This is a genomic window from Sinorhizobium meliloti (assembly GCF_017876815.1).
GTDB lineage: Bacteria > Pseudomonadota > Alphaproteobacteria > Rhizobiales > Rhizobiaceae > Sinorhizobium > Sinorhizobium meliloti.
The window spans coordinates 2981348-2997429 of record NZ_JAGIOS010000001.1; the positions used below are offsets into that span (position 1 = coordinate 2981348).

General features: G+C 61.9%; 23 protein-coding genes. 9 read left to right on the forward strand and 14 right to left on the reverse strand.

Annotated elements, in window-relative coordinates; genetic code table 11:
• Positions 1–80 precede the first annotated feature (80 nt).
• Together JOH52_RS14420 and dmeF are read left to right on the forward strand one after the other, a co-directional pair.
• A complete protein-coding gene (locus JOH52_RS14420; RefSeq protein ID WP_003530653.1) occupies positions 81–353 on the forward strand; it encodes a metal/formaldehyde-sensitive transcriptional repressor in 273 nt (90 codons plus the stop codon).
• Positions 350–1315, forward strand: a complete 966-nt coding sequence (gene dmeF, locus JOH52_RS14425) for a CDF family Co(II)/Ni(II) efflux transporter DmeF (protein ID WP_010969625.1) — start codon at positions 350–352, stop codon at positions 1313–1315. Before JOH52_RS14420 ends, dmeF begins: the two co-directional genes overlap by 4 nt.
• 13 nt (positions 1316–1328) lie before the next feature.
• Here the strand turns inward: dmeF and JOH52_RS14430 are convergent, their stop codons facing one another.
• The gene (locus JOH52_RS14430; RefSeq protein ID WP_010969624.1) at positions 1329–1928 is read right to left on the reverse strand and encodes a YdeI/OmpD-associated family protein; all 600 of its coding nucleotides are present in this window, start codon (positions 1926–1928) and stop codon (positions 1329–1331) included.
• Positions 1929–2162: 234 nt separating this feature from the next.
• Between JOH52_RS14430 and JOH52_RS14435 the strand changes: the two genes are divergently transcribed.
• Positions 2163–3026, forward strand: a complete 864-nt coding sequence (locus tag JOH52_RS14435; protein WP_013844602.1) for an alpha/beta fold hydrolase — start codon at positions 2163–2165, stop codon at positions 3024–3026.
• A gap of 123 nt (positions 3027–3149) precedes the next feature.
• Here the strand turns inward: JOH52_RS14435 and JOH52_RS14440 are convergent, their stop codons facing one another.
• Positions 3150–3350: a hypothetical protein gene (locus JOH52_RS14440; protein WP_010969622.1), complete on the reverse strand. Its 201-nt coding sequence runs from the start codon at positions 3348–3350 to the stop codon at positions 3150–3152.
• A gap of 95 nt (positions 3351–3445) precedes the next feature.
• A complete protein-coding gene (locus JOH52_RS36130) occupies positions 3446–3832 on the reverse strand; it encodes a hypothetical protein (protein ID WP_017266499.1) in 387 nt (128 codons plus the stop codon).
• Between the two features lie 67 nt (positions 3833–3899).
• Between JOH52_RS36130 and JOH52_RS14445 the strand changes: the two genes are divergently transcribed.
• From JOH52_RS14445 to JOH52_RS14455, 3 genes are all read left to right on the forward strand, one after another.
• Complete coding sequence (locus JOH52_RS14445; protein WP_010969621.1) at positions 3900–4796, forward strand: LysR substrate-binding domain-containing protein; 897 nt, start codon at positions 3900–3902, stop codon at positions 4794–4796.
• A 98-nt stretch (positions 4797–4894) separates the two neighbouring features.
• On the forward strand, positions 4895–5224 hold the full coding sequence (locus JOH52_RS14450; protein ID WP_003530664.1) for an ArsR/SmtB family transcription factor: 330 nt from the start codon (positions 4895–4897) through the stop codon (positions 5222–5224).
• A gap of 31 nt (positions 5225–5255) precedes the next feature.
• Positions 5256–5726 carry an SRPBCC family protein gene (locus JOH52_RS14455; RefSeq protein ID WP_010969620.1) on the forward strand — a complete coding sequence of 157 codons (471 nt, stop codon included), beginning with the start codon at positions 5256–5258 and terminating at the stop codon, positions 5724–5726.
• A 77-nt stretch (positions 5727–5803) separates the two neighbouring features.
• Here the strand turns inward: JOH52_RS14455 and JOH52_RS14460 are convergent, their stop codons facing one another.
• From JOH52_RS14460 to JOH52_RS14490, 7 genes are all read right to left on the reverse strand, one after another.
• The gene (locus JOH52_RS14460; RefSeq protein ID WP_010969619.1) at positions 5804–6466 is read right to left on the reverse strand and encodes a phosphotransferase-like protein; all 663 of its coding nucleotides are present in this window, start codon (positions 6464–6466) and stop codon (positions 5804–5806) included.
• A gap of 54 nt (positions 6467–6520) precedes the next feature.
• Positions 6521–8572, reverse strand: a complete 2052-nt coding sequence (locus JOH52_RS14465; protein WP_003530667.1) for an ASKHA domain-containing protein — start codon at positions 8570–8572, stop codon at positions 6521–6523.
• Positions 8573–8591: 19 nt separating this feature from the next.
• Positions 8592–8930, reverse strand: coding sequence for a hypothetical protein (locus JOH52_RS14470; RefSeq protein WP_010969618.1), 339 nt, complete (start codon positions 8928–8930; stop codon positions 8592–8594).
• Between the two features lie 2 nt (positions 8931–8932).
• On the reverse strand, positions 8933–9895 hold the full coding sequence (locus tag JOH52_RS14475) for a methyltetrahydrofolate cobalamin methyltransferase (RefSeq protein WP_010969617.1): 963 nt from the start codon (positions 9893–9895) through the stop codon (positions 8933–8935).
• Between the two features lie 120 nt (positions 9896–10015).
• Entirely contained in the window at positions 10016–11107 is a 1092-nt protein-coding gene (locus JOH52_RS14480; RefSeq protein WP_003530674.1) for a methylenetetrahydrofolate reductase, read from the reverse strand.
• A complete protein-coding gene (locus JOH52_RS14485; RefSeq protein WP_003530675.1) occupies positions 11104–11691 on the reverse strand; it encodes a methylenetetrahydrofolate reductase C-terminal domain-containing protein in 588 nt (195 codons plus the stop codon). The genes JOH52_RS14480 and JOH52_RS14485 overlap by 4 nt, the downstream gene beginning before the upstream one ends.
• A complete protein-coding gene (locus JOH52_RS14490; protein ID WP_010969616.1) occupies positions 11684–11986 on the reverse strand; it encodes a virulence factor in 303 nt (100 codons plus the stop codon). Before JOH52_RS14490 ends, JOH52_RS14485 begins: the two co-directional genes overlap by 8 nt.
• A gap of 306 nt (positions 11987–12292) precedes the next feature.
• Between JOH52_RS14490 and JOH52_RS14495 the strand changes: the two genes are divergently transcribed.
• Positions 12293–12760: a BA14K family protein gene (locus JOH52_RS14495; protein WP_014529363.1), complete on the forward strand. Its 468-nt coding sequence runs from the start codon at positions 12293–12295 to the stop codon at positions 12758–12760.
• Positions 12761–12852: 92 nt separating this feature from the next.
• On the opposite strand, the gene JOH52_RS14500 is transcribed toward JOH52_RS14495, so the two are convergent.
• Positions 12853–13026: a membrane protein gene (locus JOH52_RS14500; protein ID WP_010969614.1), complete on the reverse strand. Its 174-nt coding sequence runs from the start codon at positions 13024–13026 to the stop codon at positions 12853–12855.
• A 144-nt stretch (positions 13027–13170) separates the two neighbouring features.
• Between JOH52_RS14500 and JOH52_RS35070 the strand changes: the two genes are divergently transcribed.
• Positions 13171–13317, forward strand: coding sequence for an entericidin (locus JOH52_RS35070; protein WP_010969613.1), 147 nt, complete (start codon positions 13171–13173; stop codon positions 13315–13317).
• 17 nt (positions 13318–13334) lie between these two features.
• Here JOH52_RS35070 and JOH52_RS14505 read toward each other — a convergent pair whose 3' ends face one another.
• Both JOH52_RS14505 and JOH52_RS14510 read right to left on the reverse strand, forming a co-directional pair.
• Positions 13335–14144, reverse strand: coding sequence for a formyl transferase (locus JOH52_RS14505; protein WP_013844599.1), 810 nt, complete (start codon positions 14142–14144; stop codon positions 13335–13337).
• A gap of 185 nt (positions 14145–14329) precedes the next feature.
• Complete coding sequence (locus JOH52_RS14510) at positions 14330–14950, reverse strand: DUF1638 domain-containing protein (RefSeq protein ID WP_003530684.1); 621 nt, start codon at positions 14948–14950, stop codon at positions 14330–14332.
• A 39-nt stretch (positions 14951–14989) separates the two neighbouring features.
• Here JOH52_RS14510 and JOH52_RS14515 point away from each other — a divergent pair, with 39 nt between their 5' ends.
• Positions 14990–15148: an entericidin domain-containing protein gene (locus JOH52_RS14515; protein WP_003530686.1), complete on the forward strand. Its 159-nt coding sequence runs from the start codon at positions 14990–14992 to the stop codon at positions 15146–15148.
• A gap of 87 nt (positions 15149–15235) precedes the next feature.
• Here the strand turns inward: JOH52_RS14515 and JOH52_RS14520 are convergent, their stop codons facing one another.
• The gene (locus tag JOH52_RS14520; protein WP_013844598.1) at positions 15236–15934 is read right to left on the reverse strand and encodes a corrinoid protein; all 699 of its coding nucleotides are present in this window, start codon (positions 15932–15934) and stop codon (positions 15236–15238) included.
• Positions 15935–16082 lie beyond the last annotated feature (148 nt).

A 16082-nucleotide genomic window follows, 5' to 3' on the forward strand; every position in this document is an offset into this window, starting at 1 on the left:
AGCTTCAGGGCCTGTCCCCAATGCAACGCAGCGACGGTGCGGCTTGCATGGGCGTTTAAAATAGGGTACCCCCCTATGCTATGTCCCATACGATCAGAGATCAGGAAAAGTTGCTCGCCCGTGTCCGTCGGCTAAAGGGGCAGATGGAGGCGGTCGAGCGTGCGCTCGAAGCCCGCCAGCCCTGCGGCGATATTCTCAACCTCGTCGCCTCCGTGCGTGGTGCGGTCAACGGGCTGACGATCGAGCTGATAGAAGATCATATTCGCGGGCACGTAGCCGGCCACGAAACCCAGGGAGAGCGCGAAGAGGGCGCTGCCGAACTGATCGAAATCGTCAGGAGATACCTGAAATGAGCGAAACCCATTCACCGGCGCCCGCAGGCCATGATCATGTATTCCTCGGCGACAATCACCAGCGCAACGAAAGGCGAACATGGTTCGTCATCGCACTGACTGCGGGGATGATGGTCGCGGAGATCGCCGCGGGTACCTTTTACGGTTCCATGGCGTTGGTCGCCGACGGCTGGCACATGTCGACGCACGCCGCGGCCCTGCTGATCGCGGCGCTTGCCTATCTCTACGCCCGGCGCAACGCCCGCAACCCGCGCTTTACCTTCGGTACGGGCAAGCTTGGCGATCTCGCCGGTTTCTCAAGCGCGATCGTACTTGCCTTGATCGCTCTGCTGATAGGCTGGGAAAGCCTTCTGCGCCTTGCCAATCCGGTGGCGATCAGTTTTCCGCAGGCCATTTCGGTGGCCGTGCTCGGACTTGCGGTCAATCTCGCCTGTGCCTGGCTGCTTCGCGAGGATCATTCACATCACCACCACGGTCACCATCACCACGGCCATCATCACCATCACGAGCACCACCATAGCGTCTCGGCCCACGGCCGGGACAACAACCTGCGTGCTGCCTACCTGCATGTGCTGGCGGACGCGCTCACCTCGGTCCTCGCGATCGTCGCGCTTGCAGCCGGCAGCGTCTATGGCTGGATATGGCTCGATCCGATGATGGGCATCGTCGGCGCGCTGGTGATTGCCCGCTGGTCATGGGGCCTGATACGGGACAGCGGCAGCGTGCTGCTCGATTACATCCCGCCGGGCGAGGACCTGCCGGACGAAATACGCGCGGCGATCGAGCGGGACGGGGATCGGATCACCGATCTGCACGTGTGGCAGCTTGGGCCCGGCCACCACGGTGCCATCGTTTCGCTGGTGACGAAGAATCCGCAAAGCCCGTCGACCTACCGCCGCAAGCTCGAGCACATCCACGAGCTTTCGCACGTGACGGTCGAGGTCGAGCCGCTGGCGGCCTGAGAGGCAGGTCGATCTATCGCGCCTTGCGCCGCGGATAGGGCGTCTCGCCCCGGGCGAGCATGCCGACATATTTTTCGATGCGCGCGGCGCGCGTCTCGCTCTTCTTCGCGTCGTGAATGCGGAAGAGGATTGCATAGCGATTTCGGCTGTCGAGTTCGTCGAACAGCATCTTAGCGGCTGCATTCTGCGCGAGCGCATCGTGAAGATCGTCAGGAACGGTCGCCTTGCTCGGCGGTGGCGCGGCGGCATCCCATCGGCCGTCGGTCCTGGCGCGTTCAACTTCGGCAAGGCCGCGCGGCGTCATGCGCCCCTCGGCGATCAATTCGGTCGCCCGAGCGCAATTCACCTGCGACCATCGGCTGCGCGCACGGCGCGGCGTGTATTTGTTCAGGTAGAAGTCGCTGTCGGATCCAATACGCTGACCGTCGATCCAGCCGTAACAGAGCGCCACATCGAGCGCCTCCCTCGGCGTGATGCTCGCTATCCCGGACGCTTTCTTGGCGAATTTCACCCAGAGCCCTTTGCAATCGGAGCCTTGCTCCGCGATCCACGTTTCGAAGGTCTTTGCGTCCGCAAAATGGATCACCGGCAATTGGGCTTCAATTTCACTCATGAGGATTACCGATCTGCTGGGAGCTCTTGGCACGGGCCGCTTTTACGAAAGCAAAAACCTACCGCTGACGCCAGCTGCAAATTTTACCAGGAGGCGAGGGTCGTCCGAGCAAAGGCAGTCACAGGCCGCGCGCATTGCTGAAAAAATTGCGTTGATCAATGTCGGAGACCGGGAGCTCCGCTCGTCTTATCATCGAAACCGGCATAGGCCGGCCGCAAACCGAGGAGAAGACCTATGTTCCGCATCGCACTGATTGCCGCGACCCTGCTTGTTGCGGGCGCCACGCTTGCCCGATCCGAACCGGCGGGCAATCGGGTCAAGGTCAACGGCATGGAAATGTATTACGAAGTCTCGGGCGAGGGCGACCCGCTCATCGTGCTGCACGGCGCCTACATGAACATCCCCTCGATGGGTACGATCATCCCGAAGCTCGCCGAGACCCACAAGGTCTATGCGATCGAGTTCCAGGGCCACGGCCGCACCACGGATATCGACCGGCCGATCACCTATCCCAATCTGGCCGATGATGTCGCGGCCTTCATGGATGCCGTGAAGATCGAAAAGGCCGATGTCTTCGGCTACTCCATGGGTGCGGCTGCCGGTCTGCAGCTTGCCATCCGCCACCCGGAAAAGGTCGACAAGCTCGCCGCCGCCTCCGTCGCCTATGATGCCGAGGGCTGGCAGCCGGCGTTCAAGGCCTTCATTCCCCAGATGTCGGTCGAGATGTTCGTCAACATGCCGTTTGCCGAGGACTATCGCAAGCTCGCGGCCAATCCCGACGGTTTTCCCGAACTCGTCAGGAAGCTGATCGCGCTGGAGAAGGAGCCGATGGCATGGGAAGCGGACGTCAGGGCGCTGAAAACCCCGGTTTTGATCATCACCGGCGATGCGGACGTGGCGACGCTCGAACATTCGGTCGCTCTGTTCCGGCTGCTCGGCGGGGGCGTCATGGGCGACATGGGCAAACCGCTGCCCGCCTCGCGCCTTGCCGTCCTCCCGGCGACGTCGCATACCGCCGTCATCAGCCAGCCCGAGTTGCTTCATGCGTTCGTCGAACCATTTCTGAAGGGCAAGACGCCGAAGGGATTCTTCGAGTAGGGAGCACTGCTGACGGCGACTGTTTAGCGCTCCCTCGAAACAAGAAGGGCATTCCGTTGCGGGAATGCCCTTATAGTCTGGTCTTGCGGTCAATGCCGGGAGGGTGGCATCTGCAGTCTTTAATCATTGGTCCGTCTTATGTACTGCATCATCGACGGAGGGGAAGCCGATATCCTTCAACGTGTCGTAGGAGAGGTTCTCCAGGACACGTTCGTTGCGGTGCCGCTTCCAGGCTGCCCAGGCACGGGCCCGCAGGTTGAAAAGTCCGGGCAGGGCTGCAAGACCCTGGCTCGATGCGGATGACGAATGCTCGTTCATAGACATTGCTGGTTCCTTCTGAGTTCCTCAAAAGGTCGCGACCATGGACGTTATGGTGCAACGCGATTGATCATTCAAACGAATATGTTTGATGTAATTCATCAAACATCGTGATTGATTTCGCCCGCTATAGCCTTTCTATCGGATGCTCTGATCGGCTGCTGTTCCGCGGGTAACAGGTCGTTTCGCACCCTGGCTGGAAGTCTCGCCAATTGCCGGCGTGTTTCCACCCGATTCCTGACCAGATTGCCGGCACGCCGCCGCTCGGCAATCAGTTCAATAAGAGATCGGGCATGCCACAGCATCGCCAGAACGATGTCCCCCTCATCGATGGATCGAGCCTGCCTGGGCGCCCGATCGGTGGGTGCGGCGCTCGGGGCCGGTCTTTCATGAGGGGCGCCATTATTGATCGCCAACGTCAGAGCGGACATAGCCTTCTCCTTCTGGTTCAGGGCGTTTCCGTCCCTTGCAGCTTGACTATCGCGCATGCGTGATGTTCAATCAAACGAAATGAAGTTAAGCTATCTTTCAGTTTTTCTGATCGAGGATGCCGCCATGAACATGATGATGCGCCACGCGCTTCCGCTGCTCGAAATGGACGTGCTCAAGACTTTCGTCGCCATTGCCGAGACCGGTAACTTTACGACCGCCGCGGAGACGGTCTACCGCACGCCTTCGGCGGTTTCGATGCAGATCAAGAAGCTCGAGGAAATGCTTGGCTGCACGTTGTTCCTGCGCGACGCCCGCTCGGTGTCGCTGACGCCGAAGGGCGAGCTCCTGCTCGGCTATGCCCGGCGGCTTCTGTCGCTCAATAACGAGACGGTGTCCCGCTTCCTGTTGCCCGACATGAACGGTGTGGTGCGGGTCGGTGCGCCGGAGGATGTCGGCGAGCGAATCCTGCCTGATGTATTGAAGCGCTTTGCCGAGACGTATCCGAACGTCACCATCGACGTTTCGATCGGCATGAGCAACGCGATGCGCAAGCGGGTCGACGAGCACCGCCTGGACATCGCCGTGTTCAACAGCCTTTCCGAGGAATCTGCCAAGGGCGCCGAAATCCTGATGCAGGAGAAACTGGTCTGGGCAGGTGCGAAATGCGGGAACGCGCATCTGCGCGATCCTCTTCCGGTTTCCATGTGGGAGGACGGCTGCGTCTGGCGTGCCGATGCGGTCGAGAAGCTGTCGCGTGCGGGCCGCAAGTTCCGCGTCGCCTTTTTGAGCGCCTATACCACCGGACAGCGTGCGGCTGTTCTCGCCGGGCTCGCGATCGCGCCGCTGCCGCGCTACCTCGTCCAGGGCGAGATGGTCCAGCTCGGCGAGCGTGACGGCCTGCCGGATCTCGGTCACTACAACATCGGCCTCAAGGTCATCGAAGATGCGCCGGCGCCGGTTCTGGCGGTCGCGGAGCATGTTCGGGCTGCCTTCGCCGAGCTGCGGATGCAGGCGGCATAATTGCGCAAGCGGCTTCCCGGGACCGCCAAACGACCCGAGAAGCAAACGTCGCGCTGAAATTGGGGTGGACGATGATAAGTTATGGCTTATAATAAGCTATGACTTATGATCAGGACAGAGCCTTTATTGCCCTTGCCGATCCAACGCGCCGTGCCATCTTCGAGAAGGTGGCCGAGCGGCGGCAGTCGGTCGCCGAGATCGCCCGGGCGATGCCGGTTTCACAGCCGGCGATCTCACAGCATTTGAAGATACTCAAGGAGGCACACCTCGTGCGCGATGTGCCGTCGGGTGCGCGGCGAATCTATTCGATCGATCCGAACGGGCTGGGGCCGCTCAGGAAATGGCTCGACCGATTCTGGGACGATCAGCTCGCCGCTTTCAAGCAGGCGGCCGAGGGGGCCGAGCGTTCCGAAGAAGCCGAAGAGTAACTTTATCGCGATCTCACGGGAGGAGGACCTCATGAACATGATCGAGCCGGCACCGGTCCGCAAGTCGGTTACGGTGCGTACATCGCCGCAGCAGGCGTTCGACGTTTTCGTCAGCGGAATGGGGACGTGGTGGATCAAGGGCCACAGCCTCACGCAGTCCGGCCAAAAGACGGTTGTGGTGGAGGCCGTCGCGGGTGGCCGCTGGTACGAGATCGGCAACGCGGGAGAGGAGTGCGAGTGGGGGCGTGTCATCGCTTGCGACCGACCGAACCGAGTTCTCTTCGACTGGCAGCTCAACGCCGATTTCGACTACGATCCCGGCCTGCATACCGAAGTGGAGGTCCTGTTCGAGGCAAATGGGGAAGGTGGCACAACCGTCATTCTCGAGCACCGCCATCTTGAAAAATACGGCGTGAAGGCCAAGGAAATGCGCGGCATTTTCGATTCGGAGAATGGCTGGGGCGGCCTGTTGGCGTCCTATATGGAGAAGGCAGCAGCTTGAGTTCACGCGGGTTCCCGGACGCGTAGGGATGAGGAAATCAAGCAGGCCGCGGCGGGTATCCCGAAGCTCAACAGACCTTAATCCGGCTGCGAAATGCTGGCCATTCTGGCCAGCCGTTGGAATGCCGTCGGAGCCATGGGCTCTGCTTCGAGCCGCTTGCGGATGAGCGCGGCGCATTCGTCAGGCGTCATCATGGACGTGTCGACTGCGAGATCGTAGATACCGGGGCGATGCACCTCTCGCTGCCATGCGAGCACCTGGCGCGGAACAGGCTCCGCCTCGCTACCGGTGAGGTAACCGCCTTCGCGACCGGGCTGGCCGCGATTGCGTCGCTCCATTATCGTCTCGACCGGACACCGCACCCCGACGAAGAGGACGGGAAGGCCGAGAAGCCGGCGAGCGCAGTCGGGAAGGATATGGCGCGGTTCGCCATAGGCGTCGTGATGCCCGACATCGGCGACAACGTTCAGACCCAGCCGGCTATGCGCGGCAACGGACTCGTAGAGGGCAGCGTAGAAGAGAGGTACGAGCGCTTCGATTTCAGGTAATTCACCGCCGGGCCGCAACCCGATACCCGGCAGGCAGCGGCGAGGCATTACTCGCTCCATGTAGGCGTCGACGCCAAGGTTCATCCATGGTCCGTCGAATGTCTCCTGGATCGCCTCGGCTATGCTCGACTTGCCGGATCGTGGCGCCCCGTTGAGGATGACGATCCGTCCAGGATTGCAGCCGCTTTTCATCGGATCTCCTTGGCCGTCGACACAAGGTTCGGCTATTCGAAGCGGTGAGACGGACTACTCCCTGCTGCGTCGCCGCCTGCGGCCGCTTCCTTCGCCACCGTCATCGGTCAATGACTTGCGCGCCGGCAGGGTAACCACTTCGGCGAGTTTCGGGAAGGCATCCACCTTGTTCGGCATCGCCATGGCGTTGACGAAATGCTCCTGAAACTTCGATTCAAGCGCCGTCTCTATCTTCTCGATTTTCCTCACTGTTTGCTCGATCTCGCGGCGGTGACCGCGATTGAGGAGCGCCATCAGCGCGCCTGTGCCGGCGGCATTGCCGACCGCCTTCACCTCAGTGAGGTCGCAATCGGGGATCAGGCCGAGCACCATGGCATATTTCGGATCGATGAACGAGCCGAAGGCACCGGCAAAACGGATCGTGTCGACGTGATCGACACCTTGTTTCTCCATGAGCAGCTTGATGCCGGCATAAAGCGCCGACTTGGCGAGCTGGATCGCTCTGATATCGTTCTGCGTCACGGTGATGCGCTGTTCGCCTTCGTGGAGCAGATAGGAGAAGGTGCGGCCGTTCGGGATGATGCGCGGGCTCTTCGCGACCATAGCGCCGTCGACGACGCCGTCCTGCGAAATGATGCCAGTGAGGTACATCTCCGCGACGACTTCGATGATCGCCGAGCCACAGATTCCTGTGACACCGACTGCTGCAGCTGCCTCGGCGAAGCCTTCTTCATTCGACCATTTGTCGACGCCGATTACCCGGAACCGCGGCTCCAGCGTCTCGGGATCGATGCGGACGCGCTCGATCGCTCCGGGTGCGGCTCGTTGACCGGAGGAGATCTCTGCCCCCTCGAAGGCCGGGCCGGTCGGCGATGAGGCGGCGACGACGCGCTCCCTGTTGCCGAGCACGATCTCGGCATTGGTGCCGACATCGACGAGCAGCATCATCTTGTCCTGACGATGCGGCCCTTCGGAAAGCGTCGCACCCGCGGCGTCCGCTCCGACATGGCCGGCGATGCAGGGGAGCATATAAAGGCGCGCGCCGCGATTGACCTCTATGTCGATTTCGTGCGCCCAATATTGCAAGGCGCCGGATACGGCCAGCGCGAATGGCGCCTGTCCGAGCTCCGTCGGATCGATCCCGAGGAACAGGTGATGCATGATCGGATTGGCGACGACGACCATGTCGAGAATGTCGTGGCGGTCGACCTCGCCCTCAGCGCAGACCTTGCCGATCAGGCCGTTCAACGCTTCGCGGACCGCCTTGGTCATCGCCTCGCGGCCATCCGGATTCATCATCACATAGGAGACGCGGCTCATCAGATCCTCACCGAAGCGGATCTGCGGATTCGATGTGCCGGAGGAGGCCACGATGCGTCCGGAGAGCAGCGATACGAGATGCATCGCGATCGTCGTCGAGCCAATGTCGCAGGCGACGCCATAGGCCTCGTTCTTCAATCCCGGCCAGAGAGCGACAATGAAGGGACGGGAGGAGTCCATGTCGCGGTGGATCGCCGCAGTCACGGCCCAATTGCCCTTGCGCAATATGCCTTGGACCTGGGGGATCAGGTGGGGGGCGATCAGAAGGTCCTTCCAACCCCAGTCCTTTTCCAGGACGGCCTTCATCCGATCGAGATCGCCGAGCGGCTTATGCATGTCCGGTTCGTCGATCTCGACATAGCACAGTTGCACCGCCGCGTTGCGCTCGATCACACGATCGCTTGCGGCCTTGCGCACCACCTGCGCGTTGATGACGGTGTCCTGCGGGACGTCGATGACGAGATCGCCGAGAATCTGGGACGAACAGGACAGCCGCCGCCCGTCCGGCAATTCGCGCACGCTCGCGTAACGCTGCTCCTTGGGACCGATCGGCGAGATATGGTCGCTGGACGAAACGATCTTGTGCTTGGCGAAATTGCCTTCCTGGACGGAAACCTGGCAACGTCCGCAGGTGGCGCGGCCGCCACAGACGCTTTCGACATAGACCCCGAGCGAACGTGCGGCGTCGAGGATCGGCGTACCGACGGGGAAACGGCCGCGTTTGCCGGAGGGCATGAAGAGCACCAGCGGATCGTTCTTTTCGTCCTTCGAGGGCACGTTCAACATTTTCTGTCTCGCCAGCAGTTTATTTCGCGAGCCGGCGGGCGTTTGCCCGCACGCGCTTGGCATAGGGCCGAACTGCGGCCGCCGCTATCCGGTTGTGCGCGGCGGCAGAGCCCGGCTTTCCGGCGGCAAGTGCCGCGGCCGCACTCATTCCTTCCTTCACCAGGGCGACATTGGCGGCGACGACGCTTTCGGCGACGGCCGCCATTTTTTCAGTCACCATCCGGCTTGCCTCGACATAGTCGGTTGCCGAGCCGGTGATAGCGGCGACGGCCATGGCCTGCGTACGCGCGGCGATGACCATCGGAGCCTGAAACCAGAGTGCCGCCAGGTCGCTGGCGAAGGAGTGGTGCTTGGCCATTTTTACTCCGCCCGTGCGACGCCGGCGCGCGCCGCGCGTCCGCCGCGCCGCCCGCCGGCACCCGCCGGTGCTGCCGCAGCGGCGACGGCATGGCCGCCTTCGGCCGGCTTGTGGTCGCGATAGGTCATGATCCAGTTTGTGCAGTTCGGGTCGGTGCCGTTAAGCACGTTTGCGGCTCGAACCGCCTCCATCTCCTGCGGACGGCAGGGGTTCATGATGGCCGAGGTCATACCGGCGCCGATAACCATGGGGATGAAGCCGGCGTTGATGCCGTGGCGGTGCGGCAGGCCGAAGGAGATGTTGGAGAGGCCGCAGGTGGTGTTGACCTTGAGCTCTTCGCGAAGGCGGCGAAGCAGCGCGAAGACCTGCTGGCCCGCAGATCCCAGTGCGCCGATGGGCATGACGAGCGGATCGACGACGATATCGTGCGGCTTGATGCCGTAATCGGCGGCGCGCTCGACGATCTTCTTGGCGACCGCGAAGCGGACGTCCGGGTCCATCGAAATGCCGGTCTCGTCATTGGAGATCGCCACCACCGGAACGTCGTATTTCTTGCAGAGCGGCAGGATCGCTTCGAGCTTTTCCTCCTCGCCGGTCACCGAATTGACGAGCGGGCGGCCCTTTGCAACGCGCAGGCCGGCTTCGATGGCGGCGGTAACCGAACTGTCGATCGACAGCGGCACGTCGACGAGGCCCTGAACGATCTCCAGCGTCTTGACGAGGAGCGGCGGCTCGGTCTCGTTCGGGTCGACGGCCGTCACGCCCGCATTGACGTCGAGCATCGTCGCGCCGGCGGCAACCTGCTCCAGCGCATCCTTGATCACGGTGTCGAAGTTGCCCTCGATCATCTCGGCGGCGAGCTTCTTACGGCCGGTCGGATTGATGCGTTCGCCGATGACGCAGAAGGGCTGGTCGAAGCCGATGATGATCTCGCGTGTGGCGGAGGCGACGATGGTGCGGGTCATATAAGATCCTCTGAACCTTGAGCGTTGGCCTATGTAATAGGGCCGTTCTGTGTTTGTAAGGCGCTGGACGAGCAGGAGCGCCGGTTATCCTCTGCTAAAGCCGCCGATCACGGCTTTGTCTCAATGCGGGTGGTGCGCGGCGGCCTCGGCCATCTGCTGCTGATTTTCTTCTTTGCCTTCGCGGATATGTTCCAGCCGCTCGGCAACCAGCGCGTCGGTCGGCGCGGCTTCGCGCGTCCAGGGTTTACGGCCCCTCAGGACACCTGATTCATGGACGATTTCGGCAACGTATTCCTCCTGGCGATAGGCCATGACGTGGACGCCGGAGACGCCCTCGATCTCCTTCACCTCGTTCATGATGTCGATGCAGAGTTGCTTACCTTCCTTTTTCTGGTCCTGGGCGCCCTCGAGCCGTTTGATGATGCTGTCCGGAATGTGGATTCCCGGAACATTGGAGCGGATCCAGCGGGCAGTCTTGGCGGATGCCATCGGCCCGACGCCCACCAGGATGTAGCACCTCTCGTGAAGACCGAGATCGCGCACCTTCTTCATGTATTCGCGAAACATCGGAACGTCGAAGCAATACTGGCTCTGCACGAACTGTGCGCCGGCCTCGATCTTCTTGGCGAGGCGATAGGGGCGGAAATCATAGGGCGGAGCGAAGGGGTTGATCGCTGCTCCGAGGAATACCTGGGGCGGCGTCGTCAGCTTGCGGCCCGAAAGGAACTTGGAATTGTCGCGCATGATGCGCACCGTCTCGAGCAGGGACATGCAGTCGAGATCGAAAACCGGCTTGGCCCCGGGCTGATCGCCCGCCTGCACGCCGTCGCCGGTGAGGCACATGATGTTCTGGACGCCCATGGCCGAGGCGCCGAGCACGTCCCCCTGAATCGCGATGCGGTTCTTGTCGCGGCAGGCGATCTGCATGATCGGCGCATAGCCCATGCGCGTCAGGAGCGCGCAGATGCCGACGGATGACATGTGGCAGTTGGCGCCCGAAGCGTCGACCGCGTTGATGCCGTCCACCCATCCGTCGAAGATTGCCGCGCGCTCGTAGACGTCCTGGGGATCGGCGCTGTCCGGCGGATTGAGCTCGGCCGTCACTGCGAACTCGCCGCGGCGCAGCACGCGCTCCAACCGCCCGCGCGAGGAATGGCCGGGCAGGGGGTCGAGCGGAGCGCCTGGATCGTGGGGATTGATGTCCGGGCTCATTGCTGCGGGCCTTCCTTCTTCGCCGCTTCGCGGGCGGCCGCGGCCTCGGCCGTTACCCGCAACCAGGACGAGGTTTCGCGCAGCGACTGGTTGACCGGCTTCTGCACGTTCATGATCGCATCACCCTTCACCATGTTCTGCGAGCCCTTCCACGCCTGCACCCAGACACAGGGCATGTCCGGCTCGACTTCGCAATTGCCGTTTGCGCGTACGCCGCCGCAGGGCCCGTTCCTGAGCTGCTTCGGACAGTTCATGGGGCACGACATGCCGGTTGAGGACAGCGCGCACTGCCCGCACATGCGACAGTCGAAGAGGAAGCCCTTGACGTGGCGCTCGACGAATGTCACGGGCCTTTCAACCCGGTTGTAGCCAATTGCGTTCCACAGAGGATGGAGAAGCAGGAACATGTCGGCGAAACGGTTGTAGAACCACTCGAGGAAACGCGAATTGCGTACGGCCCAGAGACGCACCGTGTATTTGTGGCGCGAGCGGCGGCTGGGCGACACGCCCTGGGGTGTATAGGCGCCCGTCGCCGCCTTCCTGGCGGACTGGGCGTTGCCGGTCACGACCTTCGGGTCAGGCATTGTCCCGGCCTCCGGCCTTGATGAGTGCGACGAGGCGCTCCCGGTCAAAGGCGGCTTCCAATTCGGCCGCCGCCCTGTCGGCTTCCGCCTCGAGGTCGTCGGAGACTGGAACGGGATCGGCCTTGCGCCATTCGGCAAGGTAGTCGTCGGTCTCGGCGGCGCCGGTGCGCATGGCGCACATGTCGATCGCCTCGGTGAAGCGCAGCGAGAGCTCGCGCTTGGCGGTCTTGCGGCCCTGCTTGATGATGACTTGCGCGGGGATATCGCGCCAGTAGACGATAATGCGGTCTGCCATCGGATTCCTGTTCTCCTATAAGGGCGACAATGCGCATGTCCACGCGCCGTGGCTCACCTTGCCACGACGTCCGATATGTCCAAAAACGACGCTGCACAATCACGCATCCGAACCTTGCGCTCGCGGAGCGCGCCGCTTGCGCCGGCGCGGCGAAATGCCTGCCTTATCGGCGGCGACAAAGGACCGGGAACACGCGTGCACCGGCGCCTCGGATGGTCCTTAAGAATATCATGAATCTTGCATTCACTGCGCGTTCACCTGGCCGGCGGCAAAAGCTCTGACCTATTCGAACAGATAGGTGTGGAGATGAAGAAGATTGGGATCCTGTTCCTCGCGGCTGTGACGGCTTTCACCGGCTATGCGCCTGCGCAAGCCATGCCCGTCCCAACCGTTCCGGTGTCGCAGACGATCGACGTGCAGATGGTCGACCACCGCGGCTGGCATGGTCACCGGCATCGCCCGCGGCACGGCTGGCGCCGGCACGGCCATCGACACTGCTGGTATAACGGGCATCGCGGCTACAACTATCGCCGCCACGGCTACCGCCGGCACAGCGACGGCTGGTGGTATCCACTGGGAGCCTTCGGTGCCGGTATGATCATCGGCGGCGCCATCGCCCAGCCGCGTTACGCAGAGCCACGCTATGCGGCGCCGGGAATGCCTGCCAGCCACGTCAACTGGTGCTATGACCGCTACCGCTCGTACCGCGCTGCGGACAATTCCTACCAGCCCTATGGCGGCCCAAGACAGCAGTGCTATTCGCCTTACTACTGAGGTCGTCGAGCATTGTCCCTCCGGCAACGCACGGAGGGACAGCCGGCCCTTCTTTCATCGGACGATGACTTCAGATCCGACCGAAGATCCGCTCAGTAGCCGGAGCTGCCGCCGCCGGAACCGCCCATGCTGCCGCTACCGGCGCCTTCGCCGGAGCCGCCGCTTTGTTGAGGGCTGTTGCTGTTCCGGGCCGACTGGCTGCTCATGCAGCCTGCCATCGTCAAAAGGGCGAGCGCGGCTGCGACGATCGATGATCTGCCGGTCATGACGTTCTCCGATCACCGGATTTGACATGAGGAATATCTAATATTCTCTCATCTGTCGGCTAAAGACAAGATTCCCACCACGCTTGATTTCTCGCAGGCATGCATCATCTTTTCTTGGATTGCCGGGCTGTCTCCGAGGGTGTCATGTCGAAGACCGTATTTGCAGTTCTAATCCTGATCTTCGCTTCGTCCTGCGCCAACACGGCACGGGGATTCAGGGAAGACGGAACGCAAACTGGCCATGCCGTCGACCGGGCGACCCATCGGGTCTTGAGCGCGGGGGCGCAGTAGCAGGCAGGTCCCTCTGTCTACCACCTGCCGTGCCGCAGGCCATTCCAGAACCAAGTCCAGACCGGGGGATGGTACCACTGCCGCGACGGGGCCGCGATGGCGATCGGGCGCAGTTTCCCGGCAAGGGCGTCCTCGACCGCACGGATGGCGATGTCGGTTGAGGCGGCCGTCTGGAGAAGGGGGTAGGTGTGGATCGTGTCGGCGCGGCGCGGCGTCTGCCGCGATTGATAGAGGATGCCGCCGGTGTCGACGCCTTCGTCGACGAGATGGACGGTCGCGCCGAAATTCTCGGGATCGTTGTTGGCCAGCGCCCAGTAGCCTCCCATCAAGCCGCGATATTGCGGGTTGATGCCGGCATGGAAATTCAGAATCGGACAATTGACGGCAGCAAGCGTTTCCGGCTTCAACATGCGGCAACTGATTAGGAAGAGGACGGCGGGTTTCAGTAGCTGAAGCATTGCATGGCCGTCCGCGTCGTTGATCGAGTCAACGCGGTGGACGGGCACCGTCCGGTTGGGCGCGGCGGACGCATCATTCTCGCGAAGAATCTCGGCTGCCCGACGCCGGGTGAAGCGCTTGCCGATGCGGGAGACGAACATCGTCGCAAGTTGCCCGAGTGCCATTACCCATCCGAGTTTGCGCGCACGCCGCATGACGAAGAGCGCCTTTGATTCCGGCTCCTCCTGCAAAATTGCAACATTCGTGAAGCGCGCAGCCAATGCGTTGATCATGATGTTCGCATTGTCGCCTCCGGCGGTCACCACGACGATGCGTCCCTTGTGCTCGGCGCTCGACAGCGCCCCTTTTTCAGATTTCACGTTACACATCAGCGGATCGCGACAAGAATTTGCGCCAGATGGGATTTGAGGTGCGCTGCGCGGCAGGTCAGCGCAGGAAATATGCCGTCGATACGTTAGTACAGCCTTAAGCTGTGCCCTGCAAACGATCCCGAAGGATCGCGGGGCCATCGCACCGCCGACGAGGCGTGAGTGCCGGGACCGGAGAGAGCGGATCAAACCTCGATCAGCGATGTCGTAAGATCGCCATAGCCGGTATAACGGTACTCATATTCGAGCCCGAGAGTAACGGCGGCGCGCCGGGCCTTTTCCTGCAACGCGGCGTCCTCCTGCTGGGAGAGATAGACGAGCTTGCGGTAGTGGCCGAAATACATGTCGCGCAGTTCAGGGTGCCGGTCGAGGCCGAGCGGCTCGATGACGAAGGCTTCGAACTGCCGGGCAAGGAAATCCGTCAGGAAGAAAGCTGTGATGTCATCGTCCCAGCGGGCTGCGAAGTCCGCGTTTCCGGCGAAGAACGAGTAGCAATGCGGACCCGGGATGCGCGTCACCCCTTCCTCTTCGCAGAGTCGGTCGATAAGCCCGCCGGTGCCGCAATCGGCATAGGCGATGAAGATGCGCTCGAAACCGTTGGCGCGCGCCCGGGTGATAGCCTCACGCAGGCCCGGAGTGATCTTCTCCGGCGTGTTGTGCCAGATGGCCGGCAGACAGTTGAGCTCGATGTGATCAAGCCCGTTGGCCGCGCAGACGGCAAGAATTTCGCGCGCGATCGCGCCGCAACCAATGACATGAACTTTCTTCGGTTGTGCACGTTCTCTTGCCGACGTTGCGTTTTCCATCTTTATTCCGCCTTGCATCAACACAAAGGAATCACGGTCATGACGACAAAATCCATCGCGACCATCGGAGCCGTTCTGATAGCGCTGGCAGCCCTGAGTTCCTGCGCAAATACGATCCGCGGCGCAGGACAGGATACTGCAAACGCAGTCAACGCGACACAGGGAGCCGGCCAACGGGTCGCCAAGGCCGCCAACTGACGGCACCCGGTAAGTGCTCTTTCCGAAAAACAAAAAGCCGGCTGCTCGTTTCACACGGGCAGCCGGCTTTTTTCATGTCAGATCGTCTCAGCCGGCTGCGAGCTGATTGTGCTTGCGCTTCATGTAGTCCTTGGCGGTCTCGACGGCGACGGCGGCATCGCGGCAATAGGCGTCGGCCCCGACGGCCTTGCCGAATTCCTCGTTGAGCGGTGCACCGCCGACGAGGACGACGTATTCGTCGCGCAATCCCTTTTCCTTCATCGTATCGATGACGACCTTCATATAGGGCATGGTCGTCGTGAGCAGGGCAGACATGCCGAGGATGTCCGGCTTCTCACGCTCGAGCGCTTCGAGGTAGTTCTCGACCGGATTGTTGATGCCGAGGTCGACGACGTCGAAGCCGGCGCCTTCCATCATCATGCCGACGAGGTTCTTGCCGATGTCGTGGATGTCGCCCTTGACCGTGCCGATCACCATCTTACCGAGCTTCGGGGCACCGGTTTCGACGAGCAACGGGCGCAGGATGAACATGCCGGCCTTCATCGCATTGGCCGAAAGCAGCACTTCCGGGACGAAGAGAATGCCGTCGCGGAAATCGATGCCGACGATGCGCATGCCTTCGACCAGGGCCTGGGTCAGGACGTCGTAAGGCGTCCAGCCACGCTTGAGGAGGATGCGCGTCCCTTCCTCGATTTCCTCCTTGAGACCGTCATAGAGGTCGTCATGCATCTGCTGCACGAGTTCCTCGTCGGAAAGGTCCTCGAGAATGATTTCATCGTCTGCCATAGTTGGGTTCCTCGGTTCCTGGCACAGTCATTTCGCACGGGTGGCACGAGAGATGGCACAATCCGGACGCGTTGCCCAATCCTTAGCGGGCTACACCTAAAAATCTCTTGTTGAAAGCGACGTCGCATATGATGAAAAACGACGGCGC